21 protein-coding genes are annotated in these 26226 nt (G+C 44.1%); 13 read left to right on the top strand and 8 right to left on the bottom strand.

Annotated features, from left to right (window positions below; all coding sequences use genetic code 11):
• Entirely contained in the window at positions 1–6045 is a 6045-nt protein-coding gene (locus GO495_RS10780) for a T9SS type B sorting domain-containing protein (RefSeq protein ID WP_157299681.1), read from the bottom strand.
• 557 nt (positions 6046–6602) lie between these two features.
• Here GO495_RS10780 and ahcY point away from each other — a divergent pair.
• Complete coding sequence (ahcY, locus tag GO495_RS10775; protein WP_157299680.1) at positions 6603–7931, top strand: adenosylhomocysteinase; 1329 nt, start codon at positions 6603–6605, stop codon at positions 7929–7931.
• A 72-nt stretch (positions 7932–8003) separates the two neighbouring features.
• Positions 8004–8735: a pyridoxine 5'-phosphate synthase gene (locus GO495_RS10770; RefSeq protein WP_157299679.1), complete on the top strand. Its 732-nt coding sequence runs from the start codon at positions 8004–8006 to the stop codon at positions 8733–8735.
• Here GO495_RS10770 and porQ read toward each other — a convergent pair.
• The 5 genes from porQ to GO495_RS10745 all read right to left on the bottom strand — a co-directional run bounded on the left by porQ (position 8732) and on the right by GO495_RS10745 (position 15558).
• Positions 8732–9772: a type IX secretion system protein PorQ gene (gene porQ / locus GO495_RS10765; protein ID WP_157299678.1), complete on the bottom strand. Its 1041-nt coding sequence runs from the start codon at positions 9770–9772 to the stop codon at positions 8732–8734. The two genes, GO495_RS10770 and porQ, sit on opposite strands and share 4 nt — an antisense overlap.
• A 271-nt stretch (positions 9773–10043) precedes the next feature.
• On the bottom strand, positions 10044–12446 hold the full coding sequence (gene lon, locus GO495_RS10760) for an endopeptidase La (RefSeq protein ID WP_157299677.1): 2403 nt from the start codon (positions 12444–12446) through the stop codon (positions 10044–10046).
• 184 nt (positions 12447–12630) lie between these two features.
• The gene (locus GO495_RS10755) at positions 12631–13248 is read right to left on the bottom strand and encodes a porin family protein (RefSeq protein WP_157299676.1); all 618 of its coding nucleotides are present in this window, start codon (positions 13246–13248) and stop codon (positions 12631–12633) included.
• A 58-nt stretch (positions 13249–13306) separates the two neighbouring features.
• Positions 13307–14197 (bottom strand): hypothetical protein, encoded by an 891-nt coding sequence (locus GO495_RS10750; protein ID WP_157299675.1) that lies wholly within the window; start codon positions 14195–14197, stop codon positions 13307–13309.
• A 104-nt stretch (positions 14198–14301) separates the two neighbouring features.
• The gene (locus GO495_RS10745; protein ID WP_157299674.1) at positions 14302–15558 is read right to left on the bottom strand and encodes a metallophosphoesterase; all 1257 of its coding nucleotides are present in this window, start codon (positions 15556–15558) and stop codon (positions 14302–14304) included.
• Positions 15559–15802: 244 nt separating this feature from the next.
• On the opposite strand from GO495_RS10745, the gene GO495_RS10740 reads away from it, so the two are divergent.
• The 9 genes from GO495_RS10740 to GO495_RS10700 all read left to right on the top strand — a co-directional run bounded on the left by GO495_RS10740 (position 15803) and on the right by GO495_RS10700 (position 23300).
• A complete protein-coding gene (locus GO495_RS10740; protein ID WP_157299673.1) occupies positions 15803–16483 on the top strand; it encodes a metal-dependent hydrolase in 681 nt (226 codons plus the stop codon).
• A gap of 77 nt (positions 16484–16560) precedes the next feature.
• Positions 16561–17382 carry a ParA family protein gene (locus GO495_RS10735; RefSeq protein WP_089782980.1) on the top strand — a complete coding sequence of 274 codons (822 nt, stop codon included), beginning with the start codon at positions 16561–16563 and terminating at the stop codon, positions 17380–17382.
• A complete protein-coding gene (locus GO495_RS10730) occupies positions 17366–18298 on the top strand; it encodes a ParB/RepB/Spo0J family partition protein (RefSeq protein ID WP_157299672.1) in 933 nt (310 codons plus the stop codon). The genes GO495_RS10735 and GO495_RS10730 overlap by 17 nt, the downstream gene beginning before the upstream one ends.
• Positions 18291–18977, top strand: a complete 687-nt coding sequence (locus GO495_RS10725; RefSeq protein WP_170302658.1) for a DUF5683 domain-containing protein — start codon at positions 18291–18293, stop codon at positions 18975–18977. Before GO495_RS10730 ends, GO495_RS10725 begins: the two co-directional genes overlap by 8 nt.
• Positions 18978–19013: 36 nt before the next feature.
• On the top strand, positions 19014–19724 hold the full coding sequence (dapB, locus tag GO495_RS10720; RefSeq protein WP_157299670.1) for a 4-hydroxy-tetrahydrodipicolinate reductase: 711 nt from the start codon (positions 19014–19016) through the stop codon (positions 19722–19724).
• A gap of 84 nt (positions 19725–19808) precedes the next feature.
• The gene (locus GO495_RS10715) at positions 19809–20225 is read left to right on the top strand and encodes an RrF2 family transcriptional regulator (protein ID WP_090105840.1); all 417 of its coding nucleotides are present in this window, start codon (positions 19809–19811) and stop codon (positions 20223–20225) included.
• Positions 20226–20381: 156 nt separating this feature from the next.
• Positions 20382–21065 (top strand): phosphoadenylyl-sulfate reductase, encoded by a 684-nt coding sequence (locus GO495_RS10710; RefSeq protein ID WP_157299669.1) that lies wholly within the window; start codon positions 20382–20384, stop codon positions 21063–21065.
• Between the two features lie 58 nt (positions 21066–21123).
• Positions 21124–22032: a sulfate adenylyltransferase subunit CysD gene (gene cysD, locus GO495_RS10705; protein ID WP_089782975.1), complete on the top strand. Its 909-nt coding sequence runs from the start codon at positions 21124–21126 to the stop codon at positions 22030–22032.
• 20 nt (positions 22033–22052) lie between these two features.
• On the top strand, positions 22053–23300 hold the full coding sequence (locus GO495_RS10700; RefSeq protein WP_157299668.1) for a sulfate adenylyltransferase subunit 1: 1248 nt from the start codon (positions 22053–22055) through the stop codon (positions 23298–23300).
• 80 nt (positions 23301–23380) lie between these two features.
• On the opposite strand, the gene GO495_RS10695 is transcribed toward GO495_RS10700, so the two are convergent.
• Complete coding sequence (locus tag GO495_RS10695; RefSeq protein WP_157299667.1) at positions 23381–24337, bottom strand: NAD-dependent epimerase/dehydratase family protein; 957 nt, start codon at positions 24335–24337, stop codon at positions 23381–23383.
• 235 nt (positions 24338–24572) lie between these two features.
• Here GO495_RS10695 and kdsA point away from each other — a divergent pair, with 235 nt between their 5' ends.
• The gene (gene kdsA, locus GO495_RS10690) at positions 24573–25400 is read left to right on the top strand and encodes a 3-deoxy-8-phosphooctulonate synthase (protein ID WP_157299666.1); all 828 of its coding nucleotides are present in this window, start codon (positions 24573–24575) and stop codon (positions 25398–25400) included.
• 77 nt (positions 25401–25477) lie between these two features.
• The gene (locus tag GO495_RS10685; protein ID WP_157299665.1) at positions 25478–25876 is read left to right on the top strand and encodes a hypothetical protein; all 399 of its coding nucleotides are present in this window, start codon (positions 25478–25480) and stop codon (positions 25874–25876) included.
• A gap of 80 nt (positions 25877–25956) precedes the next feature.
• Here GO495_RS10685 and GO495_RS10680 read toward each other — a convergent pair whose 3' ends face one another.
• Positions 25957–26178 (bottom strand): PspC domain-containing protein, encoded by a 222-nt coding sequence (locus tag GO495_RS10680; protein WP_089782970.1) that lies wholly within the window; start codon positions 26176–26178, stop codon positions 25957–25959.
• Positions 26179–26226: the final 48 nt, after the last annotated feature.

The following is a 26226-nucleotide window of genomic DNA, read 5'->3' as shown; positions in this document are numbered from 1 at the left end:
TCATCTTTTTATTACCAGGTAACCGGTGTAACGTATCTTCTTACCACTGCCATCTGTATAGTGTATGATAAAGAAGTAAGAGCCATCCAGTACTTCCTGATTCTTTCCGCTGCCGGTGTTTGCTTTACCATTGAAATTGTTGGTGAAGTTGTTGTATCCTTTTGTTGTGAATACAGTACCACCCCAACGGTTAAACACGGTTACATCATTATCAGGATATTTATCTATGTTCTCGATATACATGGCATCATTACCCAGGCCATCGTTATTTGGAGAAAGAGCAGGATGTACTCGTATATTGCCATTGTTATCATCCTGCCATCTTCCATCTGTAATAAAACGTTCGATGTAATCAGGAACTCCATCACCGTCCACATCACAATCTGTACATATTGCGATGATACCGCTTGCGGATACTATAGAGTCTATTGCAGGTGTGTGCTGGTTGGTCGCTACTGTTGCTCTCAGCAATCTCATACCAAACATCTTATCTTTTTCAACACCATTCACCAGTACCTGAATTTCTGCACTCGCCTGTGCCGGTAATATTAACAACGGAGTAACAGTGTTGTCATAGTCCTTACCTCCTACTGCTGCACTCGTACGTGCCGGTAATTCTCCTGCTGCCGGTGTGAAGAATTCATAGTACACTGTTACAATACGGGAGCTGGTACGGTTCAATCTGAGTGTGAATGGTAATGGCTGTCCGACTGTATCAAAAGCTACTTTAGCTGTGTAGCGACTGGATGTAAATGATATTCTGAGTGAATCGTTATCTGTTACGGTATTTCTCAGATCGCTCGCCAGTCCCAATGTGTAGGCAGGTGTTCCGCTGCCCGGAACATATGGTTTGGCACTTACCTGCAGGAATCCGTCATCATCATTTACATTATTATCATCTATATGCACATTGATGTACTTCTCTTTCTGCCCTGCTAACATTGTTACGATAATGGTATCTCCCTTCACAACTCCACCACTCAGTGTCAGCGTTCTATATATATCGTTTGTAGCAACGATAGTGATCGGCATGTCTGTTTTAGTGGTTTTGGTCGTTCTCACGATAATCTGTACATCGTCTCCTTCAGTGATGGAACTGGTAGCGGCGAAGATATTTACCTGCGGTGTATCGATATTATTATTGTAGATCGTTACTGTTGCCTGCGGGATAGCTACAAAGCTCCACACTACAGCAGGTATGCTGGAGCTGGCATTTTTAAGCTGTAACTGTACCGTTTGATTTGCACCTGCTGATGTTATTCCTGAAGGAACGATCTTAATCAGTGCACCATATGATCCGGCAGGGATGATTACGTTACCTGAGATACCTACATAGTCTGTTCCTGCGGTAGCAGTACCTCCTATATTATAATTTACGGACACATCTTTCGCTGCTATTACTGTGGTATCGCTAAAGCGTACCATGAAGCCTCCTTCAATATTCGGCTGTGTAGCATCTGCGGTTTTTTCTATCAGTATCTGACGGGCAACTGCTTTAGGACCAGTTGCTACGCTTTCATCATCTGTTACATTAATAAGAGCAGGTGTAGCATCAACGACCAGGAATGTAGCTCCGGCCAGTGCTTTGGTAAGTATAACCGACAGCGTCTGATCGCCCTGGATGATATTGTCATCCTGGATATACACTGGTACTACTACGCTGTCTATACCGGCAGGAATTACTACCGAAGTAGGAATTGGCTGTATGTTAGTGCTGCTATAAGTAGTGCTTAATGTAACAGTTACGTCTGAAACAGATACAGTTGGTAATTTCACTGCGAATGCACCATTGGTAGAAGGTTCGCCTGCATCAGAAATTTTGATGAGCCTTATAGCTGCACCATTCTTATCAAAGATATACAATGGCGGAACAGTTGCTACGGTATAACCGGTAGCGCTTGCAGCGAATTGTAAGATAGTGGTCCCTTCTATTTTAAAGTTGTCCGGTACGTTGAGGAAGAAAGTAACAAAGTTGCTGTCTTTAGGTATGGTTACTACTGTAGGGAGACCGTTGTAATTAGCGATATCCGCAGTAGAAGAAGGATCAGGAGCAACATTGACGGTCAGGCTTTGTGTTGAAGTAACTGAAGGATCTGCATAACCTACCGTCACTTTAGTGAAACTACCTTTATGAATAGAAGTAGAATCGAAAGTGATCTTCAGTTTTGCTTTGGTTGGGTCCTGACTGGTAGCATCGTCTATAAATACATCCAGGCTATCTGTAGTTACGCCCGACATATTGGTTACCGTCCCTATGATCCTTAACAGCTCTGTGCTTTCCAGGATGTTATCTGTGCTGGCAGTAAGGGTGAAGTCCTGGTAACCTTTTGTAGGATCGATTGTCACTACTGTTGGTACACCGGTATAGTCGGTAGACGCCGCAGTAGCATTCACACTTGCACCAACGGAGAGAGACACTGCTTTATAAGGCAGTATACCTGCAGGGAAGCTGGCCCTTACTGTGTATGTATTGCCTTCCAGCACATGAGTGCCCTGAGAGGCAGGCTGCGCTGTGAAAGTAATTTTACGGTTAGAAGCGGCAGTAGCATCTTTTATCTGTAATACGACAGAATCTTTAGGATATCCTGCAGCATCTATATATACTACCAGTGTTTCATCATCACCTACAATATTATCAACAGAAGCAGAAACAGGAGACAGCACGATGGAACTACCTACCAGTGCAACTGTTTGTGGTAATCCTGTATAGCCGGAAGTAGCCTGTGAGCTAAGTCCTCTGGACGCTGTAATTGAGATAGGCACTGAAGTAGTGGCACTACCAGGCAACTTGATGGTAATGTTGGCACCCGCGCCACCTTCTGTGATTGTTGTAATGTCAGAGGTGATAACCAGGTTGCCAACTACAACGGCCTTATCTTTTATAGTAACAGTAGCGGCCTGATTTACCTGTAAACCGGTAATAGCTGTTGAAGCAGCAGAACCACCCAGGATCAGGGTTTCATCCCCTTCATTTGTGTTATCATCTGTGATGGCAACACCTGACCAGGTACTGTGATTATGTGTTTTATCTAATGTTAATGTAGTTGAATCCAGTGTATAATCTGCGGATGACGCGGTAGAAGCGGCCATCAGTGCAGGTGTTATAACAATAGGTACTTCTGTTGTGATACCTGCAGGTAAGCTGAAGGTAAAGCCGTACCCGGCACCACCTTCGTCCATAGCGGTAACACTGGGAGTTATTGTTATTATTTTATTAGCCGGATTCGTACCTGTAACATCCTGGATCAAACCACCGAAGGATGGGATGTTAAGTCCGGGTATGCTGGTTGAGCTACCCAGTAATGTGAACGCTTCATCTGCCTCCAGAATATTATCTGTAACCGCGGTTAATGCGTTCGTTGCAGTATAGCTGTTGGTAAGAGCAGGCAACGTTACGGATGCAGCAGGGTTGAAATCTGTACTGGAAGCTACTGATGCAGCATCAGGAGTCAGCATTACAGTGATAGGATCTTCTGCTGTGATAGCCGGATTGACAAGGCTGATCTTAATATCAGAGCTGGCACCTTCACTTAATGTGGAAGTGACCAGTTGCAGGTTCATATCTTTATTACCAGGGATCAATCCTGTTGAATCTACAATGGTAACGACAGAGGAGTCTGTTGTAAACCCTGTTGGTTTGGTAACGATATAAAGGATCTCATCGTTCTCCAGTATGTTATCCAATTTCGCCAGCAGCTTGGCTGGAACATTTGCAGATTTTTTATTTAAGCCAATTGTTACAGAAGTAGGGAAATAAGCAGGATTCGTCAGATCTGATGTTTGAGCTTTTGAACCCAATCCTCTTGAAAGTGCTACTGCAATAGGATATGAAGTAGCAATACCCCCTGGTAACGATACGGTAATAGTAGCACCTGCATCACCTTCTTTTATGGTAGTTGGAGCAATCACTACTTTCATGCCGGTACTGTAATCCATATCTGTGATAGGGATATCCGCTCCTGTGTAAGGATAAGAACGTTTAGTACCAACATTATCAAGAGAAATAACTGCCAATCTTACGAATTCAGGCGTTGGCCCTTCAATTAATTTATCTGCAAGCGCGCTGAAAGGCACCAGTACGGAAGTACTTCCCGCAGGGATGCTGTAATTCACACCGCTAAAGATGTCCAGGCTGTAATCTAATCCATCCTCTGCTGTAGAAGCGTTATCTTCTGTAATGCTCTGAATGGAGATGGGCACTTCAGTAGTTACTCCTGCAGGCAGGTGCAGCATCAGGTTTCCGGTGTAACCTTCAGGAACCGGCCTTGAAGCAGCGGGAGAGAAATCTCCCTGTATCTGTGCATAAGCAGGATTATAATAGGTACTATCCTGTATGAGCAGGTCTGACTGGCCTGTCACCGTGATACCTAATATAGTACCCTGGAATTTAAGCGTCAGTTTTTCTGTACCCTCCAGGGCTTTATCTGATTTTGCCTGAATAATGAAATCGCTGCTGCCGGAGGCATTTGCAGGAATCAGTACAGATGCAGGCACGATGAAGTCTGTATCACCGGCTGTTGAAGTAGCCAGCCTGGAGAAAGTAACATTGATATCTTCCGGACAAGTTACCCCTGAGGATAATTTGACCCTTGCTTTAGTTGTATTTCCTTCGAGTATCTGTGTACTGTCCATGGACAGTACCATGGTGCGCGGTTCATCATCTACAATGGTGTAATCACATTCGGACGTACCGTTGATGTTGATCAGGGACGCACAGGTAGCTATCAGTTTAAGGTGTAATGAACGGCTGTATTGTAACTGGTCGTTACCAATTACATGCAGGTTTGAAATAGGGACATTTTTAGCCGTGGTATAATCTCCCGCAGGAACTAATACGGCTTCCTCCACCAGTTTAAAGTCGGTGTTTACCGCCGCAGGGTGAGCAAAAGTAGCGGAAGGGTCATACTGTACCAGTACATAAGTAGGCGCACCCAGTTTACCACCGGATACATTAAGTGTTAACCCCTGTGCAACCTGTTCACCATCAACTGTATTTCCTTCGTTACCTGATAAAGAGGCACTGGTGAACTGTACTTTTATGGGGGTAGCTGAGAATCCTGTTACCGGGAATGAATCCTTTACTGTTGTAAGACCATCAAACTCTGTAGCAGTTGTACCATAACCCGATAATATGCGGAAGGTTTTGATATTCGGTGGATCGGGGCTGTAAGCATCGCTGTAAATAGCTCCCAGCGAACGCATTACGCCGAGAGATCTCCCCCTTCCATCTACTCCGGTAGCAACTACATTGCCGGGGAAGTAACCATTGTCATTTACATAAAAGCGGTTGTCCGGGATGGAAGCTTCCCAGGAATCAAATTGATTATATGTTCTGTATACGTGTGAGCGGGGCGCGTCGGGGGCACCGGCACAGGCTACATCCCTTAATATACCTACTGATTTACCATCTGCACTTACGAAACCATACCCACATTTGCTTACTTCATCGGGATCTGCAGAAGAAGCCGCACCCATTAATGACTGTTCTGACAAGTAAAATAATGCAGATGTCCCAAAACTGGTGTTGGGCATGTGCATTATAAAGTCCATGAAAAAGTAATTACTATTCTGTATATAAGACACGATGCAGGTAACAGTACCTGTCTGTCCTGCCCCGCCGTAGTATTTATCCTGTATTGTTCCTATGATATGTACTTTATAGGGGTCTGCATTTGTACCTGTTCCTGACACAGGCGAGATATAACAGATAGAGGGGCTTTTAAGGTTAGCCCCATCGAGCAGGTGCGAGGTACTTTTAAAGTCGAAGAAAGCTCTCAGACCGGTTGTACTATCGGTATGCGAGTAACTTTCTGTGAGTCCGTTACGTGTTACTTTGATACCACCGTCGCTGTATATTTCGATTTTAATACCATCAGCGGTACTTGTACCACCGGTAGGATTAATCACAGCTTTAACAGTCTGCGCGTTTACCTGACCGCACATAAGTAGCAATAGCACCGGGAGCACGGTCCTGTAAAGTACACGATATACTTTACGGTGTGCAATACGGAGATTGCGTGTCATAGGATTGGGAAGCTTGAGCATAGTAAAGCGTGTAAATTTCTATTATCCATCTGATTCTGTTCACGATTAACCAATAATGAGGATATGGTTACGAAATCTTTTAAATGCAATAAAAAGCTCTGTGCCTGCTGATAAAATAAAACACATAGAACTGATTCCTTGATGGTTAGTCCGATTCGTACCAATCACATTAAGCAGCTGACAAAACCATCAAATTTTGTATTGCTCTGAAAACTCAATAACAACACATATATATTGAAATACAAACATATCGAATATTTGACACCCAGTCAAAATATTTTATATGTTTTGTTAATATGTCTATCCCCGAAATGGGGATAACTTTTATTATTTCCTATTTACCAACCTGTTATGAGATGATTTTTTTTGCACATATGATGTTAATATTCCAGCTAAAATCATGTTATAACATAAGATTAGCAAACTGAGCTATACTGACAGCGAGTAAATAAGAATGGAGCGAATTAATCAAATGTTCTGTTTGGGTATAGAAAAAAAGAACAAATGCATAGTCAGAAGCCATAAAATAAAGGTAGATTTGCACAAAACAAGTAAAAATGTCGACAATAGCTAATTCTAACATTGACTTTAACCTTGCATATAAGGTAAAGGACATGTCTCTGGCCGAGTGGGGACGCAAAGAAATTGAGCTGGCAGAAGCTGAAATGCCGGGTTTAATGTCCCTGAGAACGGAATATGGTGATACCAAGCCATTACAGGGTGCCCGCGTTGCCGGTTGCTTACATATGACCATCCAGACTGCTGTATTAATAGAAACACTGGTACATCTGGGAGCAGAAGTGCGCTGGAGTTCCTGCAATATCTTCTCTACTCAGGACCATGCTGCTGCTGCTGTAGCTGCTGCAGGTGTTCCTGTATTTGCCTGGAAAGGTTTAAGCGAGAAAGATTTTGACTGGTGTATTGAACAGACCCTGTTCTTTGGTGCGGCAGACCGTCCATTGAACATGATCCTGGATGATGGTGGTGACCTGACAAACATGGTATTTGACAGATATCCTGAGCTGATCCAGCACGTTAAGGGTTTGAGTGAAGAAACTACCACCGGTGTGCACCGTTTATACGAGCGTATGCAGCATGGTACTTTACCTATCCCTGCTATCAACATCAATGACTCTGTTACCAAATCCAAATTTGATAACAAGTACGGTTGCCGTGAATCCTGCGTAGATGCGATCCGTCGTGCTACCGACGTAATGATTGCCGGTAAGGTTGCAGTTGTTGCTGGTTTTGGTGATGTTGGTAAAGGCTCTGCAGAATCCCTGAGAGGTGCAGGCGCCCGTGTAATCGTTACTGAAATAGATCCTATCTGTGCGCTACAGGCTGCTATGGAAGGTTATGAAGTGAAGAAAATGTCTGATGCGGTGAAAGAAGCTGATATTATCGTAACAACTACCGGTTGCCGCGATATCATCAACGGAGATCACTTCAAACTGATGAAGGATAAATGTATCGTATCTAATATCGGTCACTTCGATATCGAAATCGATGTTGCATGGCTGAACAAGAACTACGGTAATACTAAAGTGGAAATCAAACCACAGGTAGATAAATATACCATCGATGGTAAAGATATCATCCTGCTGGCTGAAGGCCGCCTGGTAAACCTGGGTTGTGCCAATGGTCACCCTTCCTTTGTAATGAGCAACTCATTTACAAACCAGGTAATGGCTCAACTGGAGCTGTGGCTGCACACAGACAAATACGAGAACAAAGTATACGTACTGCCTAAACATCTGGATGAGAAGGTAGCCCGTCTGCACCTGAAAAAGATAGGCGTAGAACTGGATGAGTTAACTCCCACCCAGTCTGCTTACCTGAACATTCCGGTTGCAGGTCCTTACAAACCTGATTACTACAGGTACTAGTCGTATCAAAAACATATAGGAAAGGGTGTTCTGCTAAAAAGAGAACACCCTTTTTTTCTTTATTTTTGCAGCATGACCAAGCTTAGTGTAAATATCAACAAGTTTGCTACCCTCCGTAATGCACGGGGCGGCAATATGCCGGACATACTCAAAGTAGCACAGGATTGTGAACGATTTGGCGCAGATGGCATTACCGTACATCCCCGGCCGGATGAACGCCATATACGCTACCAGGATGTGATAGACCTGAAACCACTGGTAACTACAGAATTTAATATCGAGGGATACCCTTCTAAGGGTTTCATGGACCTGGTACTGGCAATAAAGCCAGATCAGTGTACACTGGTGCCCGATCCGCCTGATGCGATCACTTCCAATACCGGCTGGGATACTATCCAGTATCAGTCTTTTCTGAAAGACGTAATCGGTACTTTGAAGGCTGCAGGAATCAGGGTGTCTATCTTTTTAAACGCCGATGTGAGTAAAGTGGAAGCAGCTAAGACTGCGGGAGCCGACCGTATAGAATTATATACCGGTCCTTATGCAGAAGAATATGCAAAGGCGCGTACACAACCACAGAATTTCCAGTTATTCAACGATTACAAGAATACAGCGAAAGCAGCTACTGCTATTGGATTGGATCTGAATGCAGGGCATGATCTGAGCCTGGAGAATTTACGTTTCTTTAAGCTCCATATTCCACAGTTGAAGGAAGTATCTATTGGCCATGCGCTGGTATGTGATGCGATTTATTTGGGGCTGGAGAATACGATACAGTTGTATAAAAGGGAACTGACAGACTAGAATACGCCCCACTCTCTTAGCGGCACATTCACGCCTAACTGATTAAGCGCTGCACTGCGCTGGTACCATGAACGGGTATAGCGCAGTTGCAGTTTGCGCGTGATGATGCCTACACCTGCGGAAAAGCCGCTTAACCCTTTTTGTTGAGGTGTTGCCAACTCCTGACGCCTTAAATGATTGTACCCTGCTGTAAGCTCTACATAACGGCCTATCTCCCACTGTGCGGCCAGCACAAAATGCCGGAAGATCTTATCAGCTGTTTTATTACCGGCTTTCGTAGTATCCCCGTTTGTAATGATGGTGCCTTCCTCAAAACCGGGATCTGCATAACGAACGTCGAACTGATAAACGTGATGCAAGGTGGCTGATAATTGTAAAGGAATATGTTCCAGCTTTTTAGAGATCCCTACCTGTAAATCGAATGGTAAGGGTTCCTGTGAACCTGCCACATAGGTACTTAGTTGTACGCCCATGTTCTTTGCCACAAATCCTGCCTGCCATTTATGGGTGGTATCCTGGTAGGTGAGCCCCACATTTACGCCTAAACCGGTAGAATGATATTGCTGGTAATTTGATTGTATAAATTGTAAAGTGACACCATAATGCCATCTTTCCAGGTATTGCCGGGACATGGTGAGTTGTACAGACATATCCCGGGGTTTGAAGGCTCCCTGGATATTACCGGATGCATCTGTTTGGGTAACAGTACCGTAGTTAATATATTGAATACCTGCTGCAAATGTTGTTTGTAAACGATTGGAATGATAACCAAACAGGCAATGTGCATACTGCACATCTGCGAAGTAGTTGGTGTAGTTCATTTCCAGGTGCTGGTGCATGCTTTCTCTCAGTAAAGCCGGGTTTAATGCGGACAAGGCGATATCATTATTCTGCTGACTGACATTTACATTTCCCAGGGCGGCCAGTTGAGGGGCTACGGGAAGATCCAGGAAAGAAAATACGCTCTTTCCTCCCAGTACCTGTGCTGTACAGGGCTGTAGATATAGGAATAAAATTAAGAGGGTGATTTTCCACATGCTGACATAAAACTAATTAATAATAAATAATATTAATGAGCCAGAGGAAAATTACATGAGAATGCATGGTCATGCATGGTTGATATAGGGTTCATGCTTCAACCATGCTTCAGGTATGAAGGAGACATGAAGGAGACATGAAGGAGCTATGCATTAGCCTACAAAATAAAGCCACTCTGCCCGAAGGAAGAATGGCTTTATTTAAACCCTTAAAACAATCAACATAAACATACGATGCAGGTTACAACTGTAACAACCTGCATGAAGTGTGTTACTTCTTTAATAACGCTATATCGATCACTTGGTTCATTTCTTTTACAAAATGGAACTTTAATCCCTTTATATGCTCAGGATTTAATTCCTTGATATCTTTTTCATTCTGCCAGCAAAGGATAATTTCCCGAATACCCGCCCTTTTGGCAGCCAGTATCTTTTCCTTGATCCCACCTACCGGTAATACCTGTCCGCGCAGGGTGATTTCCCCTGTCATTGCCAGGTAAGACTTTACCTTTCTTCCGGTAAACACGGAAGTAAGGGCGGTGAGCATGGTGATACCTGCGCTGGGGCCATCTTTAGGTACAGCTCCTTCCGGTACGTGCACATGCACGCTTCGCTGGTACATGATTTTAGGATCGATATTGAACTGGGCAGCATTCGCCTGTAAGTAACTGAGGGCTGTGGTTGCAGACTCCTTCATCACGTTACCGAGGTTACCTGTCAGTTTCAATTCCCCTTTTCCTTCACTCAGGCTGCTTTCTATAAAGAGGATATCTCCTCCTACATATGTCCAGGCCAGGCCAACGGCTACACCGGCGGGGTTACCCACCTTGTATATTTCGTTGGAATAGCGGGGCTTACCCAGTATTTTCTCTACATGTTCTTCTGTAAGGCTATCCGGCACCTCTTCTTCCAGCGCAACGTCTTTTGCAAGGGAGCGCATAATGGAAGCCAGTTGGCGGTCCAGTTCACGTACACCGCTTTCGCGGGTATAGTCCTGGATGATCCTGTCCATTACACCGGTGCTGATCTTCATTTTGAGTGATTTCAGACCGTGTGCATCCTTCTGTTTTGGAACGAGGTGGCGTTTGGCGATTTCCGCCTTTTCTTCTATGGAATAACCACTGAGATCAATGATTTCCAGGCGGTCGCGCAGGGCCGGATTGATAGCATTGATATTATTGGCTGTAGCGATGAATAATACTTTACTGAGATCATATTCAAGCTCCAGGTAGTTATCGTAGAAGGTCCCGTTTTGTTCGGGGTCCAGTACTTCCAGCATGGCAGAACTTGGATCTCCGCGCTGGTCGCTGCCTATCTTGTCTATCTCATCCAGGATCATCACCGGGTTAGAGGTTTTTACCTTACGGATGGATTGCAGGATACGGCCTGGCATAGCGCCGATATATGTTTTACGGTGTCCGCGGATTTCGCTTTCATCGTGCAGACCACCAAGGCTCAGACGTACATATTTACGACCGATAGCGCTGGCGATGGAGCGTCCCAGAGAGGTTTTACCAATACCCGGAGGGCCTACGAAACAAAGGATAGGAGATTTCATATCCCCTTTCAGTTTCAGCACGGCCAGGTATTCCAGTATCCTTTCTTTAATCTTATCCATGCCATAATGATCATTGTCAAGGATCTTTTTGGCTTTTTTAAGATCGTAGCTGTCCTGGGTATAATCCTGCCACGGCAGGTCCAGCATCAGGTCCAAGTGATTATATACCACGGAGTAATCGGGGGTACTCGGATGCATGCGTTCCAGTTTCTCGATTCCTTTGCGGAACAGTTCTGCAGCGGCTTCTGTCCATACTTTCTTTTCTGCTTTGCGCTGCAGTTCTTTTACTTCACGATCGTTGGAATCACCACCCAGTTCTTCCTTAATGGATTTCAGTTGTTGTTGCAGGAAGTATTCCCGCTGCTGTTTATCCAGGTCTGCTTTGGTTTTATTGGTGATCTTGTTTTTTAACTCCGCCAGTTGTAATTCCACCTGCAGGAGTTTTAATAACAGTTCTGCACGGGTGCGCAGGTTATTGATTTCCAGCAGTTGTTGTTTTTCCTTCAGGTCGCAGTTAAGGTTGGAGGAAACGAAATGCACCAGGAAGGAAGCGTTCTCAATATTCTTGAGGATGATGCTTGCTTCTGATGGCAGGTTTGGAGAGAGTTGAATGATTTGTCCTGCCAGGTCTTTGATAGACGAGATGTACGCATCGAATTCCGGATCATCTGTCACTATTTCATCGTTCAGTATTTCTATACGCGCTTTGAAATAGGGATCTTCGGAAGCTATTTCACTGATCTTAAATCTTTTGCGTCCCTGTATGATGATGGTGGTACCACCATCCGGCATTTTGATCAGTTTCACGATACGGGCAACCGTACCTACATCTGCCAGATCAACTACATTAGGGTCCTCTATTGTACTGTCTTTCTGTGCTACTACGCCTATCAGTTTGTCGCTTCTGTAAGCGTCATTGACAGCCTTAATTGATTTGTCCCTGCCAACGGTGATAGGTAATACAACGCCGGGAAAAAGTACAGTATTTCTTAAAGGTAAGAGTGCCAGTTCATCAGGTATTTTATCGTCTTCCTGCCCATCCCCATCTTCATTTAGGGGGATAATAGGCATGAATTCCATCTCTTCTTCAGAATTATTTAAATAAAATCTGTTCATCTGCATAGTTTGATTCAGAAAGTGGCCAATTTGTCAGCCTATGGCCCAGCTTTTCCTTTTATTTATAAGCACAGGTATATTGTCAAGTTTAATGCCATTTGTATATAGGTAATAACTATAGGTCTAATATAAAAAGCGTCCCGGCAAATTGCCGGGACGCTTTTTATGATTTATATGATAAGTGTTATAATGTTACACCCACCCCTAACTGGATAGCCTGGTTTTTCCAGTTACCGGTGTTAGACACGTCCTGTACGCTTCTTACGTCGGTAAAACCAACAATGTAACGGGCGCTGATGTTTACGATTGGCAACTGGATCCATAAGCCGGCAACACCGGAAATATCTCCGCCATTGAATGCGTCATTGGCTCCTTTGAATACATTCCTGTTGCTGACCAATGCACTGAACTGAGGTCCAACCTGCAGTTTGATGCGTGGAGTACCCAGGGAGAAGTTAGCCAGCAGGGGAATACTGAGATAGTTCAGTGTAATCTTTTTATTTTCATTTGAAGGGTCGTTCAGATTGTCCGGGTTGTAAATCTGACCGAAATCGCTGGTTGTTTTAGTTTGGGTAGATGAGAAGATCAGTTCTCCCTGAACGCCAAACCCTTTTGTGAGGTTTATCTGTGCAAAACCACCCAGGTGATATCCCAGGTTAAATCCATCCTTGTAACCTTTACCATCCAGTTTACCCAGGTTTGCACCTCCTTTTAAACCGAATCTTAAAAATTTGCTTTGGGCACTAACAGTAGAAAATGCAGTTACACTGAGTACTGCCATTGCGAAAAACAGTTTTTTCATATAGCGTTTTTTATATGCTACATATTATATCAAATTCTATGCTAAGTTTATTTATATATTACTTTATTGAAAATCCGACCCTTGCCGTGAAGTATCCCATCAGGCTCTTATCCGTTCCCTGAAAGGGTCTGAAGACGGTATAAGAAGGAGCTATGGTAAATTTCCCTACTACGTAAGAAACATTAAGGGTGAAGTCGAGGGCCCGTACTTCGAAGCCGGTTTTGTTACTACTGGAGAGTTGAAGTGCATTCCTCAGCGCCTCGGGACGGTCTTCTTTACCCTCCCATTTCAGTTTGGGAGAGCGGGATATATACTGGAATGCTTTGAGGTTACTATAATAATGTGCCGTTCCCATGGTAAGGCCAAGGGAAGGCGTAATCAGGAAGGCATCATCCGGTTTTATGACATCCATAAATACAAAGGGATGTCTGATGGCGGCGACTATATTCCAGTCTTTCCCTGAAACGTTACGGGTAACCGGTCCTATTTTTTCTTCTTTGCTACCCCAGCCAAGGTCCAGGCTAATACCTGGCTGTACCCACCAGTTGCGGTAATAGAAGTATGCAAAGAGTTCATTATTAATAGGTGTAGCGGGAACGTCAGAAGAATCGGAGAAGATATATTTGGTATAGGAGATCCCTGTAAGGAAATTCCTGTTTTTGGTATAGTCGTACCCTGCTGAGAAATCCCATTCAAACCAGGGATCGCCGATGGCATCAAAAAGGTAGTAGGCACTGGCAGTAGCGTAGAACCCTTTTTTATGGTAGTATCCAAGGGTAGGTGTGACGAAAGTCTTCATCACAATGGGGCGGTCTTCGTTGCTGGCAACAACTTTACTCCCATAGGCAGGGTTATTACCATAGCCTATCCCGATCATGAATTCACTTTTCTCCCGTTTACTCAATAGGGAATCCAGTTGCTTTTCAAGTTCGGCAAGGGACTGGCTCATAACAGCCTGACTACACAACAGAAATAAGACGAAACAAAGGCAGCGGCGCATGCACGAAGCATTTTACTTGCCCGCAAGATAAGAGAAAAGTTTGAAGGTTTTAATTATACGAGGTCGATTACCGTTATTTCGGGTAAAATCCCTACGCGTCCCGGATACCCCAGGAATCCAAAACCCCTGTTTACGTACAGGTGCTGGTTGCCCTCTTTGTAAAGGCCTGCCCATTCTTTATAGATGTATTGGGCAGGACTCCATCTGATTCCGGGAATTTCAACGCCGAACTGCATACCATGGGTATGACCAGCCAGGGTAAGATCGATATCAGGGTATTCAGTTCTTACCTGAGCATCCCAATGGGTAGGATCGTGAGATAATAATATTTTAAAGGGCAGGTGAGCTGCACCGGCATATGCTTTCTTCATATCCCCATATTTAGGGAAACGGGTCATGGCGCTCCAGTTTTCTATTCCCAGCAGTGCGATCTGCTCTCCTCCCCTGTCCAGGGTGACGTGTTCGTTCATCAGTAAGCGCCAGCCCAGTTCTCCGTGAAGGCCTTTTACTTTTTCGAGGTTTTCGGTGCGTTGTACGCTATAACCGTTGGCGTCTCTGTCTGGCCAGGCATAATAATCGCCATAGTCGTGGTTACCGAGAGTGGAATACACGCCCATAGGCGCTTTTATCTGGCTAAAGAGGTCCATGTGATTATCCATTTCCAGTGCGCGGTCGTTTACCAGGTCGCCGGTAAAGAAAATGATATCTGCCTTTTGGGCTTCGATGAGGGCAATGCCTTTGGCAACGGCTTCTTTGTTATTTAAGCTACCGGAGTGAATATCAGATATTTGCACGATCCTCAGTCCTTTAAATGCCGGTGGCAGGTTTTTAAAGGTCAGTTTGATTTTATGTACCCGGTAATTGTAGCGGTTGGTGATACCATATAGTATGGTAGCGAATAATCCACCACCCATCAGCAGGGCGACCTGTGTCAAAAAGCGGGAGCGGGTGATATTGCTGATATCGGAAGAAGTGGTTGAGGCTGATGAGAACTTTTTGAATATCCATTGTACCCCTCTTCTTAAATCATCCAGCAGCAGGAATACGGCAACCAGCAATTTGGCGAATACGAGCCCGAAGATGACGGTAAGTACGAAGGAGCGGGTATTAACGGGCCAGTCCTGCCAGTTGAGATAAGGTAATAACAGGATAGTCAGCAATACCAGGGCAGATAAAGCCCAGTAGATACTGAAAACTATTGACCGTGTACGTCCCGATGAACCGCTGAGGATACCTCTTACGGCCATGAAAACGTAAATATCGAGTAAAAGCAATATTACTACCAGTATAATCGTATTAAATCCCCGCATGATTTTTTATTTGAGCCAATTGATTTGCGCTAAAGTCGGCATTATCTGATGACGATTTATGATAACCAATATTGTACCTTTGTGCGACAATTTTTCGTTTTAAGGGAGAAATATGGTTAACTAATTAATTATTAACAAATTAACAATTGCGTACTTCAGTTGTTGTGAATAAATAAATATACCCCTACACCTTAATTTTACCTAATCGTTGTACTTTTGTCTGACTTGGTAAAGATACTGATATATGAAATTTACTTTTTACGGTCATTCCAGCTTTGCAGTAGAAATTAAGGGTAAGAAGATAGTTTTTGATCCGTTCATTACCCATAACGAACTGGCCAAGTCTATAGATATCAATAAGATAGAGGCCGATTATATTTTCATTTCTCATGGCCATGATGATCATATTGCGGATCTCATTGTCCTGGCCAGACGTACCAATGCCACGGTTGTTGGGTCTTTTGAAATTATAACCTGGTTGGGGAAACAGGGGTTGGAGAAAGTACATCCTATGAATACGGGAGGAAAGTGGGCGTTTGATTTTGGAACAGTGAAGTGTGTGGTTGCTCATCATTCCAGTGGTTTACCGGATGGTTCATATGGTGGTAATCCCATGGGATTCCTGTTTACGACAGCAGAAGGCAATTTCTACTTTGCAGGAGATACGGCCCTTACGCTGGACATGCAGTTGATTCCCCGGTTTGCAAAACTGGACTTTGCAGTATTACCGATAGGAGATAATTTTACAATGGGGGCAGATGATGCCATTGTAGCAGCAGAATTTATTCAGTGTAAGCGCATTATAGGAGTTCATTACGATACATTTGGTTATATTAAGATAGATAAAGAGAAAGTGACAAAACAATTTGCCAAAGCAGGCTTAGAGTTATTGTTACCGGCAATTGGAAGCAGTATCGATTTGTAAGAAAAGTATATATTACATGGATTGTTCCATGGCCTTTTTATTATCCTATAGTAAACCTAAGAAATACCTAATCACAAATGGCAAGAGTAATCGCAATCGCTAATCAGAAAGGGGGGGTAGGGAAAACTACCAGTGCTATTAACCTGGCAAGCAGTCTGGCTGTGCTGGAATATAAAACTTTACTGGTAGATGCCGACCCACAGGCTAACAGCACTACCGGTTTGGGTTTTGACCTGCGTCATATACAGCAGAGCTTATATGATTGTATGGTGAATGATGTGCTTGCAAAAGATGTGGTATTAGAATCAGATACCCCGAATTTGAAAGTATTACCTTCTCATATTGACCTTGTAGGCGCTGAACTGGAGCTTATCAACCACCCGAACAGGGAACAGGTGATGAAGCAGGTGATAGATGCCGTTAAGCATGACTATGATTTTGTTATAGTTGACTGCTCTCCTTCCCTGGGTCTGATCACGGTAAATGCCCTGGTGGCATCTGATTCGGTGATCATCCCGGTACAATGTGAATTCTTCGCACTGGAAGGTTTGGGTAAGTTACTGAATACAATAAAAATCGTACAAAGCCGTTTGAATACCCATCTGGAAATAGAAGGCATTCTGATGACAATGTACGATGGCCGTTTACGCCTGAGCAACCAGGTAGTAGATGAGGTGAAGCAGCATTTCGAGGAAAGTGTATTTAATACCATCATCCACCGTAATACCAAACTGGGAGAAGCCCCCAGCTTTGGTAAATCCGTGATTATGTATGATGCCGCCAGTACAGGAGCTATTAACTACCTGAACCTGGCTAAGGAAATACTGCAGAACAATAATTTTACACGTATTAACCAGGACGATAAAATATTAGCAATTAACGATGAGCAATCCGAGTAAGGGCAATCCTAATAAAAAAGAGGCGCTGGGGAAAGGTATCCGCTCGCTGCTGCAAAACATTGATACTGATCTGAAGCAGACTACCAGCGCCCTGGGCGAACAGGTAGTGGCACAGGCTACGGGCATTGAACGTATCCCGCTGGACCAGGTAGATGTGAATCCAAAGCAGCCGCGCCGGGACTTTGATGAGAAGGCTTTACAGGAATTGAGCATGTCTATTTCACTGCATGATGTAATACAACCTATTACAGTAAGCAGGGTAGGCCCCAAAAAGTACCAGCTCATAGCAGGTGAAAGGCGTTTACGCGCCAGCAGAATGGCCGGTCTGAAAGACATTCCGGCTTATATCCGTCAGGCCAATGACCAGGAACTCCTGGAGCTGGCATTGCTGGAAAACCTGCAACGTGAAAATCTGAATGCCATAGAAATTGGTCTTTCTTATAAGAGACTGATGGATGAATGCGTATTTACGCAGGAACAGGTGGCAGACAGGATGGGTAAAGAAAGAAGTACAGTTACCAACTATATCCGTCTTTTAAAGTTACCACCAGATGTACAGGTGGCTGTGCGTAACGGGCAAATCAGCATGGGTCATGCCAGGGCATTGATTGCAGTGGAAAATATTGAGAAACAACTATTTATATTTAACGAGATCATTCAAAATGGTCTTTCCGTTCGTCAGGCGGAAGAACTGGTGCGTAAAACCAGCCATATAGACAAAGGCAACGTAAAGAAGCCTGTGAAGAGTGTGTTACCACCAGCTTATCAGAAAATAGAAGATCACCTGGCGACTCACTTTGCGACTAAAGTAAAACTGGACAGAGGTAAGAATGGTAAAGGAAGTGTGATGATCGAGTTTTATTCCGATGAGGAACTGGATAGCATATTAGAAAAAATAGATTTATACGGTGGCTAAAAGGTCCGGGAATATACTCTTTACTTTATTGCGCATTTGTTTCTTAGCTATGCCCATGTTATGCCTGGTCCAGTCTACATTGCTGGCACAGGACAGTACCAAAGCAGCCTACCTGCGGAAACAACAACCGGACAGCCGGAAAGACAGCAGCAAGCTCTTTATTAAAAAAGACAGTACTGCCCGCATTGTTGTACAACCTGTACATAGCCCACGCAAGGCCGCACTTTATTCTGCCGTGTTACCAGGTCTGGGACAGATATATAACCGTGAATACTGGAAACTTCCTCTTGTTTATGCTGCACTTGGTATCACCACCGGTACTTTTATCATTAATATGAGGGAATACAGGACTTACCGCAATGCCTACCGTATCAGGATGGACGGTAATGCGGATACCCATGATGCATATGAAGGGCTATACAGTGATGCTTCCCTGAAATATTTACGTGACGGATACCGGGAGTACGTGGATTATTCCGTACTCGTATTTGTAATAGCCTACGGGCTGAACATCGCAGATGCTACGGTATTTGCCCACCTTCGTACTTTCGACATGTCTGACGATCTTAGTATGAAGATCGTACCTGCAATTATCGATAACAGATCCATTGGCCTGAGTTTACGCGTAAGTATAGGCGGAAAGAAGAAGTTCAACAATGCAATGGCCATAGGCCATTAATCACCTCACTCTGCAAATCACAACACTCTATATATTATGAAGATAGCGCTTATCGGTTATGGGAAAATGGGGAAAGCAATAGAAAAGATAGCTATTGCCAAAGGCCATGAGATTGTACTCCGGACTAACAGTCAGCAACCTTTGGAAAAGGAACAGCTGCAGCAGGCAGATGTAGCGATTGAATTCACAGGACCAGAAACTGCTTACCATAATATATTAAAGTGTTTTGCCGCAAATGTACCGGTAGTTTGTGGCAGCACAGGCTGGCTCGACGCTTTACCTGCAGTGAAAGCTGTATGCCTTGAAAAACATCAGGCGTTCTTATATGCCAGCAACTTCAGCATAGGCGTAAACATCTTCTTTGAGGTCAATAAACGCCTGGCGGAACTGATGAGTGGACAACCCCAATACAATGTGGTGATGGAAGAAATTCATCATACACAGAAAAAAGATGCGCCAAGCGGTACCGCTATTACACTGGCAGAACAGGTGATGGATAAGGTAATCCGTAAAAAAATATGGGTAAATGAAGCGACTGAGCAACCGGATGAACTGTCTATTATTTCCAAAAGAATAGATCCGGCCCCTGGCACCCATATTATTACATATACATCTGATATTGATGATATTACTATTTCTCATACAGCACACTCCCGGGAAGGTTTTGCTTCAGGCGCCGTAGTAGCTGCAGAATGGTTAAAAGACAAGAAAGGGATTTTCAGCATGAAAGACGTACTGAGCCTGTAAAACAGGAATGACGTAAAAAGCAGTTATCTTTGCGTAATCTTCACCGTATTCACAAACTTCAGGGAGGGATGCAAATCATTCGATATGTTGTCTAAAAAAACACAATACGCTTTTCACGCGCTCATACACCTAGCCGAAAATGCAGATAAGGGACCAATTTTAATTTCTGAAATAGCTCAGGAAAAAAGTATCTCCATCAAATTCCTGGAGAATATTCTGCTGGAGTTAAAGAATGCAGGTATTCTGGGTAGCAAAAAAGGAAAAGGAGGCGGTTATTACCTGCTGAAGCCACCTAAAGAGATCCCCCTGGCTAAGATCATCCGTTTACTGGACGGCGCCATTGCCCTGTTACCATGCGTAAGTCTGAACTACTACGAACGTTGTGAAAATTGTCGGGACGAGGCCGTTTGCGGATTAAATGACGTGATGGGCAAGGTCCGTGACGCTTCACTTAAAATACTGGAAACCAAAACATTAAAGGATATTCTGACTAGAGATTAAGCATTTCCCCTGCCCTCTTTACTACCCCATAAAGGGGATCATTTGTATTTTTTTTCAAAACAGTCTATCTTTTTTATAGGTTTTATGTAATTTTGTTTCTACAGCGGAAGCATGAGTGGTAATGCGTCACGACTGTTATAAGCTAAGGAAGTTTACATGGAAAACATTAAAGCAGCATTGGAAGGCCTTGACGCAGCGGCCGCCATGCGATACCTGGCAGAGCAATTTCCAGGTGCCGTGGCATTCTCCACCTCTTTCGGGCAGGAAGATCAGGTAGTAGCGGACATGATATGGCGGGCAGATTTACCCATCCGGGTATTTACGCTGGATACCGGCCGGTTGTTCCAGGAAACTTATGACCTGATGGACCTTACCCGCGCCCGTTACAAAAAACCATTTGAAGTATATTTTCCCGAAACGGCTTCAGTTGAAAAACTGTTGCTGGAAAAGGGCCCTAATAGTTTCTATGAATCGGTAGAGAACAGAAAAGAATGTTGTCATATCCGTAAAGTAGTACCGCTGAACCGTGCCCTGCAGGGGGTAAAAGTATGGATTACCGGTCTGCGTGCCGAGCAATCGGAAAACCGGCAGGGACTGGAAGCCCTTGAATGGGACGAGTCCAGGCAGCTATACAAGTACAATCCGCTTATCCACTGGACTTACGACGATATGATGGAATACATTAAGGTGCATAAAGTTCCTTACAACAAACTGCATGACAAAGGTTTCATCAGTATAGGATGTGCACCCTGTACCCGTGCGGTTGAACCTGGGGAACATCCACGTGCCGGCAGATGGTGGTGGGAATTATCCAAGAAGGAATGTGGGTTGCACGGCTAATATTATTTAATTATTTTTCAAGATGGTCTGTGAACAATGGCCATTTAAATTAAGATATATGACCAATAAAATACAGTGGGAGTTTCCGCAGGCATTGGAAGATGAGGCCATCTATATTTTGCGTGAAACGGCGGCACAGTTTGAAAAACCTGCCATCCTGTTTTCAGGTGGAAAAGACTCTATCACACTGGTACGCCTGGCGCAGAAGGCTTTTTATCCTGGTAAAGTACCCTTTCCGCTGTTGCATATCGATACCGGGCATAACTTCCCGGAAACAATTGAGTTTCGCGACTGGCTGGTGGAGAAACTGGGACTCGAACTGATCGTAAGAAACGTACAGGACAGTATTAACCAGGGGAAAGTACAGGAAGAAACAGGTAAGTATGCCAGTCGTAATGCACTGCAAACAGTTACCTTATTAGATAGTATCGAAGAGCTGAAGTATGATGCCTGTATGGGCGGAGCCCGCAGGGATGAAGAAAAGGCACGTGCCAAGGAAAGGATCTTCTCTGTAAGAGATGAATTTGGTCAGTGGAATGCAAAAATGCAACGTCCCGAGTTGTTTGATATGTTGAATGGTAAGATCCATCTGGGTGAAAATGTGAGGGTATTCCCTATTTCGAACTGGACAGAACTGGATGTATGGAATTATATCCGCAGGGAAAACCTCCGTATCCCCTCTATCTATTTCTCTCATGAAAGAGAGATTATAGAAAGAGATGGTATGTACTGGCCTACCTCCCCTTTTCTGAATACTTCTGAGGACGAAAAACCCTTCCTTCATAAAGTACGTTTCCGTACGGTGGGTGATATGACCTGTACCGCTGCTGTAGCGTCTGAAGCAGATAAACTGGAAGATATTATTGCTGAAATAATGGAAGCCAAGATTTCTGAAAGAGGAGCACGTATCGATGATAAACGCTCCGAAGCCGCCATGGAAAAGAGAAAACAGGCTGGTTATTTTTAAACTAATTCAAATAATTAAACATGGAGGTTTTACATATAACCACTTCGGGCAGTGTAGATGATGGTAAAAGTACCCTGATTGGCAGGTTACTCTACGATACGCAATCTATTCCCCAGGATAAAATGGACGCATTACATGCCGCCAGCAAACGTAAAGGACTGGATTTTACCGATCTGTCCCTGTTAACAGATGGCCTGGTAGCAGAACGTGAACAGGGTATTACCATTGACGTAGCGCATATCTACTTCTCTACCCCTAACCGTAAATACATTATTGCCGATACCCCGGGACATATAGAATACACCCGTAACATGGTAACCGGTGCGTCTACCGCACAGGTATCCCTGATACTGATAGATGCACGTAAAGGCATTGTGGAACAAACCTACAGGCACTTCTTTATTGCTGCCCTGCTGCGTATTCCTTACCTGGTAGTGTGTGTGAATAAAATGGACCTTGTGGAATACAACGAAGCACGTTTTAACCAGATAGTGGAAGATTTCCAGCAAATGGTGGCCAGCGCGTCTTTCCAGGCCCCTTCTATCAAGTTCATCCCTATTTCTTCTTTATATGGAGAGAATGTGGCCGGCAGATCTGAAAAGATCAACTGGTACCAGGGTGAATCCTTACTGGAATACCTGGAGCAGATCACTTTTGATCATGCAGACAGTACGCATCCCGCCCGTTTCCCGGTACAATCCGTGATCCGTCCGATGACCAGGGAGTTTCATGACTTCCGAGGCTTTGCCGGTAAAGTGGCCAGTGGTCATTTTAATGTAGGTGATGAGATCATCTCCCTGCCTTCACAGCAAAAGAGCAAGATCAAAACTATAGAGCAGTTTGAAGCACAGTTATCTACTGCCCGTGCACGTGAGAGTGTGGTAATTACCCTGGAAGATGAGATTGATACCAGCCGTGGCAGCATGTTGTCTAAAACGGATAACGTTCCTCCCCTGCTGAAGGAAATCACGGCACAGGTATGCTGGATGGACCAGCAAAAGCTGGTGCCTGGCAAAGCGTATTTACTGCAGCATGGAATTAACCGTGTGAAAGCGAAAGTACAGCAGATCAATCATGTGATCGATGTGACTAACAACAAGATAGTAGAAGATAAAAAGGAACTTGGACTGAATGATATCGGGAAGATTACGTTGAAAACAGCACAGCCGATATTTGCGGATTCTTATCACCTGAACCCGGCGAATGGCGCGTTCATACTGGTAGATGAGTTCAGCAATGCAACTGTAGCAGTAGGATTTGTAGAATAGTATTCCTGTAAAAAATATAAACCCCGGTCATGCATGGCCGGGGTTTTTTGTTTAGATCAGAACGTTAATTTTCAGGACAATTATTTCTGTAGTGTCGCTGGTAAGTTTTTCAGCATATCCGCCGTCATTTTTTCAAGGTAAAATTCCGGTTTCCAGCCCCAGTCGTTACGGGCCAGTGTATCGTCTATACTCTGTGGCCAGCTGTCGGCGATCTGCTGACGGTAGTCCGGTTCATAGCTGATAGTAAATTCAGGAATATGTTTTTTGATTTCAGCTGCAATTTCTTTTGGAGAAAAGCTCATACCACCGAGGTTATAGGATGAACGTACGGTGATGCGTGATTTATCCGCTTCCATTAGTTCTATGGTAGCGCGGATAGCATCGGGCATGTACATCATAGGCAGGTACGTGCTTTCTTTCAGGAAGCAGTTGTATGTTTTCTCTTCCAGTGCTTCGTGGAAGATTTCAATAGCGTAGTCCGTAGTACCGCCGCCGGGAGCAGATTTATAGCTGATAAGGCCGGGGTAGCGCAGGCTGCGTACATCCAGACCATAGCGGTGATTATAATATTCGCACCAGCGTTCACCTGCATACTTGCTGATACCGTAGATAGTAGTAGGCTCGATGATGGTGTGCTGAGGTGTTGTTTCTTTAGGGGAATTGGGGCCGAATACGGCAATGGAGCTGGGCCAGTAGATTTTATCTATGCTCTCTTCCTTGGCGATGTCCAGGACGTTCAGCAGGCTTTGCATGTTGATATGCCAGGCCAGGAGCGGGTTCTTTTCACCGGTAGCAGAAAGGATGGCAGCCAGCAGATAAATCTGGGTAATATTATGACGGATGACCAGCACATGCAGTTGTTCCTTATTCATTACGTCCAGGGTAACATAAGGTCCGGTACCTTTCAGCAGATCATGTTCTTCTCTAAGGTCGGAAGCAAGTACGTTGGCATCTCCATATATTTTTCTCAATGCCAGTGTCAGCTCAACACCAATCTGCCCACAGGCTCCAATAACCAGTATCTTATCTTTCTTCATGCTTTTCTTCAGGATTTCAGAACGTAATATTAACTGCTTCTGGCAGAATATGAACAAACCCTTCCGGCGGATGACAAAACACTAACAATCCTGCGTAATGCGATATTACCAACAGTGGCCCAGCAGGCACTACATCTTTCTGAATTACAATATTATGACAAAAGCACGATAAAGGTGCAGGCATACGCTAATACAATTTGAATAGTATAACTTTGCATTCTCAAATACAAAAATCATGTCGTCAATAGAAAATTTGAAGTCACTATTTAAAGAGCAATACAATCCTGATAATTTTTTCCTGATCGCTGGTCCGTGTGTGGTAGAAGATGAAGCATTGCTTTTTCACGTGGCTGAAAAAGTATCCGGCATCTGCAAGCGTTTAAATATTCCCTATATATTCAAAGCATCTTACCGTAAGGCCAACCGTACAAGCATACACTCTTTCAGTGGTGTAGGTGATGTGGAAGGACTGGACCTGGTACAGAAAACAGGAAAGGTATTTAACCTGCCTACTACTTCTGATATTCACTCTGCTGCGGAAGCTGCCATGGCAGCAGCGTATGTAGATATCCTGCAGATCCCTGCCTTCCTGTGCAGGCAGACAGACCTGTTGCTGGCAGCAGGAGAAACCGGCAAGTTTGTGAATGTGAAGAAAGGGCAGTTCCTGAGTGGAGAAGCGATGAAGTTTGCTGTGGAAAAGATCAGACAATCCGGTAACGAGAAGATATTATTAACTGAGCGTGGTACTACTTTCGGCTATCAGGACCTGGTAGTTGATTACCGCAATATTCCTATCATGCAGGAGCATAAAGTGCCTGTAATCATGGACTGCACGCACTCACTGCAGCAGCCTAACCAGTCCAGCGGTGTAACCGGTGGTAATCCCAAAATGATCGGTACTATCGCCAAAGCCGCCATAGCTACCGGAGCAGACGGGTTATTCATTGAAACACATCCGGACCCTTCCTGTGCAAAATCTGATGGCGCCAATATGCTGCACCTGGACCTGCTGGAAGGATTACTGGAAGACCTGGTGAGGATACGTGAGGCGGTAAGGAAATAAAATCAGAATCATGATGGTTTGATTTTTGGGTGTTAGTTTTTCGTAAATTCATAACTGACACCCAAAAATATAATTCCATGATCAACTTACATGATGTAAAAGCAGGAGACACCGTTCTGGTGGATTACGAAGGCAATACAGTTGAAGGCCAGGTGCTGGAAGTGAATCGTGAGGACAAACAGGTTTGTGTACAAACCGGTGAACAGGAATTCTGGTATGATCTGGACGCGCTTTATGCTATCCCACTAAATGAGGATCAATTGCTTAAGCTGAAATTCAAGAAAGAAGGTACTGAGAATGGTAACGGACGCATATACGTACGTGGCCCCTTTTCTGTTAAACTGTACGAATTGGGAAATGGTCAGCCAGCAACCCGTCTGGACTACCGGGATGAACATCGTGAGATTAAGGAGTCTATCACAGTTAATCAGTTACAAAATCATTATCATGAAATGACCAATTTTCACCTGGAATAGGCAAAAAGGACTCATTTTAAAGAAAAAAGCCATCAGCGATATTGTATTGCTGATGGCTTGCTCTTTTATATAATTGGGTATTACAAGTATCGGAGTGGGTTCCTGCGTGCATTGAGGATGTAATTCTTCATATTCACCCAAAAGGCCATAATCATATAAACTATTATGGGTGAACCCATTGTGAGGAATGAAGTATAAATAAAAAACAGACGGATACGGGAAGTTGCAACTCCCAGCTTATTGCCGATAGCCGTACAAACCCCAAAGGCCTGCCATTCCACGAAATCTTTCAGTCTGTTCATATGTCAAATTTATCGCAATATGATGTCAAAAACAACTATTTGTTGTGC

This window comes from Chitinophaga oryziterrae (assembly GCF_009758125.1).
In the GTDB taxonomy this organism is placed as follows: Bacteria; Bacteroidota; Bacteroidia; order Chitinophagales; family Chitinophagaceae; genus Chitinophaga; species Chitinophaga oryziterrae.
Note: the sequence above shows the minus strand (reverse complement) of the source record. Positions and strands in the feature narration are given on the sequence as shown.

Excerpts from the sequence above, each read along its gene's own strand:
- GO495_RS10780 (WP_157299681.1), bottom strand. The coding sequence starts at position 6,045 with ATGCTCAAGCTTCCCAATCCTATGACACGCAATCTCCGTATTGCACAC.
- ahcY (WP_157299680.1), top strand. The coding sequence starts at position 6,603 with ATGTCGACAATAGCTAATTCTAACATTGACTTTAACCTTGCATATAAG.
- GO495_RS10770 (WP_157299679.1), top strand. The coding sequence starts at position 8,004 with ATGACCAAGCTTAGTGTAAATATCAACAAGTTTGCTACCCTCCGTAAT.
- porQ (WP_157299678.1), bottom strand. The coding sequence starts at position 9,772 with ATGTGGAAAATCACCCTCTTAATTTTATTCCTATATCTACAGCCCTGT.
- lon (WP_157299677.1), bottom strand. The coding sequence starts at position 12,446 with ATGAACAGATTTTATTTAAATAATTCTGAAGAAGAGATGGAATTCATG.
- GO495_RS10755 (WP_157299676.1), bottom strand. The coding sequence starts at position 13,248 with ATGAAAAAACTGTTTTTCGCAATGGCAGTACTCAGTGTAACTGCATTT.
- GO495_RS10750 (WP_157299675.1), bottom strand. The coding sequence starts at position 14,197 with ATGAGCCAGTCCCTTGCCGAACTTGAAAAGCAACTGGATTCCCTATTG.
- GO495_RS10745 (WP_157299674.1), bottom strand. The coding sequence starts at position 15,558 with ATGCGGGGATTTAATACGATTATACTGGTAGTAATATTGCTTTTACTC.
- GO495_RS10740 (WP_157299673.1), top strand. The coding sequence starts at position 15,803 with ATGAAATTTACTTTTTACGGTCATTCCAGCTTTGCAGTAGAAATTAAG.
- GO495_RS10735 (WP_089782980.1), top strand. The coding sequence starts at position 16,561 with ATGGCAAGAGTAATCGCAATCGCTAATCAGAAAGGGGGGGTAGGGAAA.
- GO495_RS10730 (WP_157299672.1), top strand. The coding sequence starts at position 17,366 with ATGAGCAATCCGAGTAAGGGCAATCCTAATAAAAAAGAGGCGCTGGGG.
- dapB (WP_157299670.1), top strand. The coding sequence starts at position 19,014 with ATGAAGATAGCGCTTATCGGTTATGGGAAAATGGGGAAAGCAATAGAA.
- GO495_RS10715 (WP_090105840.1), top strand. The coding sequence starts at position 19,809 with ATGTTGTCTAAAAAAACACAATACGCTTTTCACGCGCTCATACACCTA.
- GO495_RS10710 (WP_157299669.1), top strand. The coding sequence starts at position 20,382 with ATGGAAAACATTAAAGCAGCATTGGAAGGCCTTGACGCAGCGGCCGCC.
- cysD (WP_089782975.1), top strand. The coding sequence starts at position 21,124 with ATGACCAATAAAATACAGTGGGAGTTTCCGCAGGCATTGGAAGATGAG.
- GO495_RS10700 (WP_157299668.1), top strand. The coding sequence starts at position 22,053 with ATGGAGGTTTTACATATAACCACTTCGGGCAGTGTAGATGATGGTAAA.
- GO495_RS10695 (WP_157299667.1), bottom strand. The coding sequence starts at position 24,337 with ATGAAGAAAGATAAGATACTGGTTATTGGAGCCTGTGGGCAGATTGGT.
- kdsA (WP_157299666.1), top strand. The coding sequence starts at position 24,573 with ATGTCGTCAATAGAAAATTTGAAGTCACTATTTAAAGAGCAATACAAT.
- GO495_RS10685 (WP_157299665.1), top strand. The coding sequence starts at position 25,478 with ATGATCAACTTACATGATGTAAAAGCAGGAGACACCGTTCTGGTGGAT.
- GO495_RS10680 (WP_089782970.1), bottom strand. The coding sequence starts at position 26,178 with ATGAACAGACTGAAAGATTTCGTGGAATGGCAGGCCTTTGGGGTTTGT.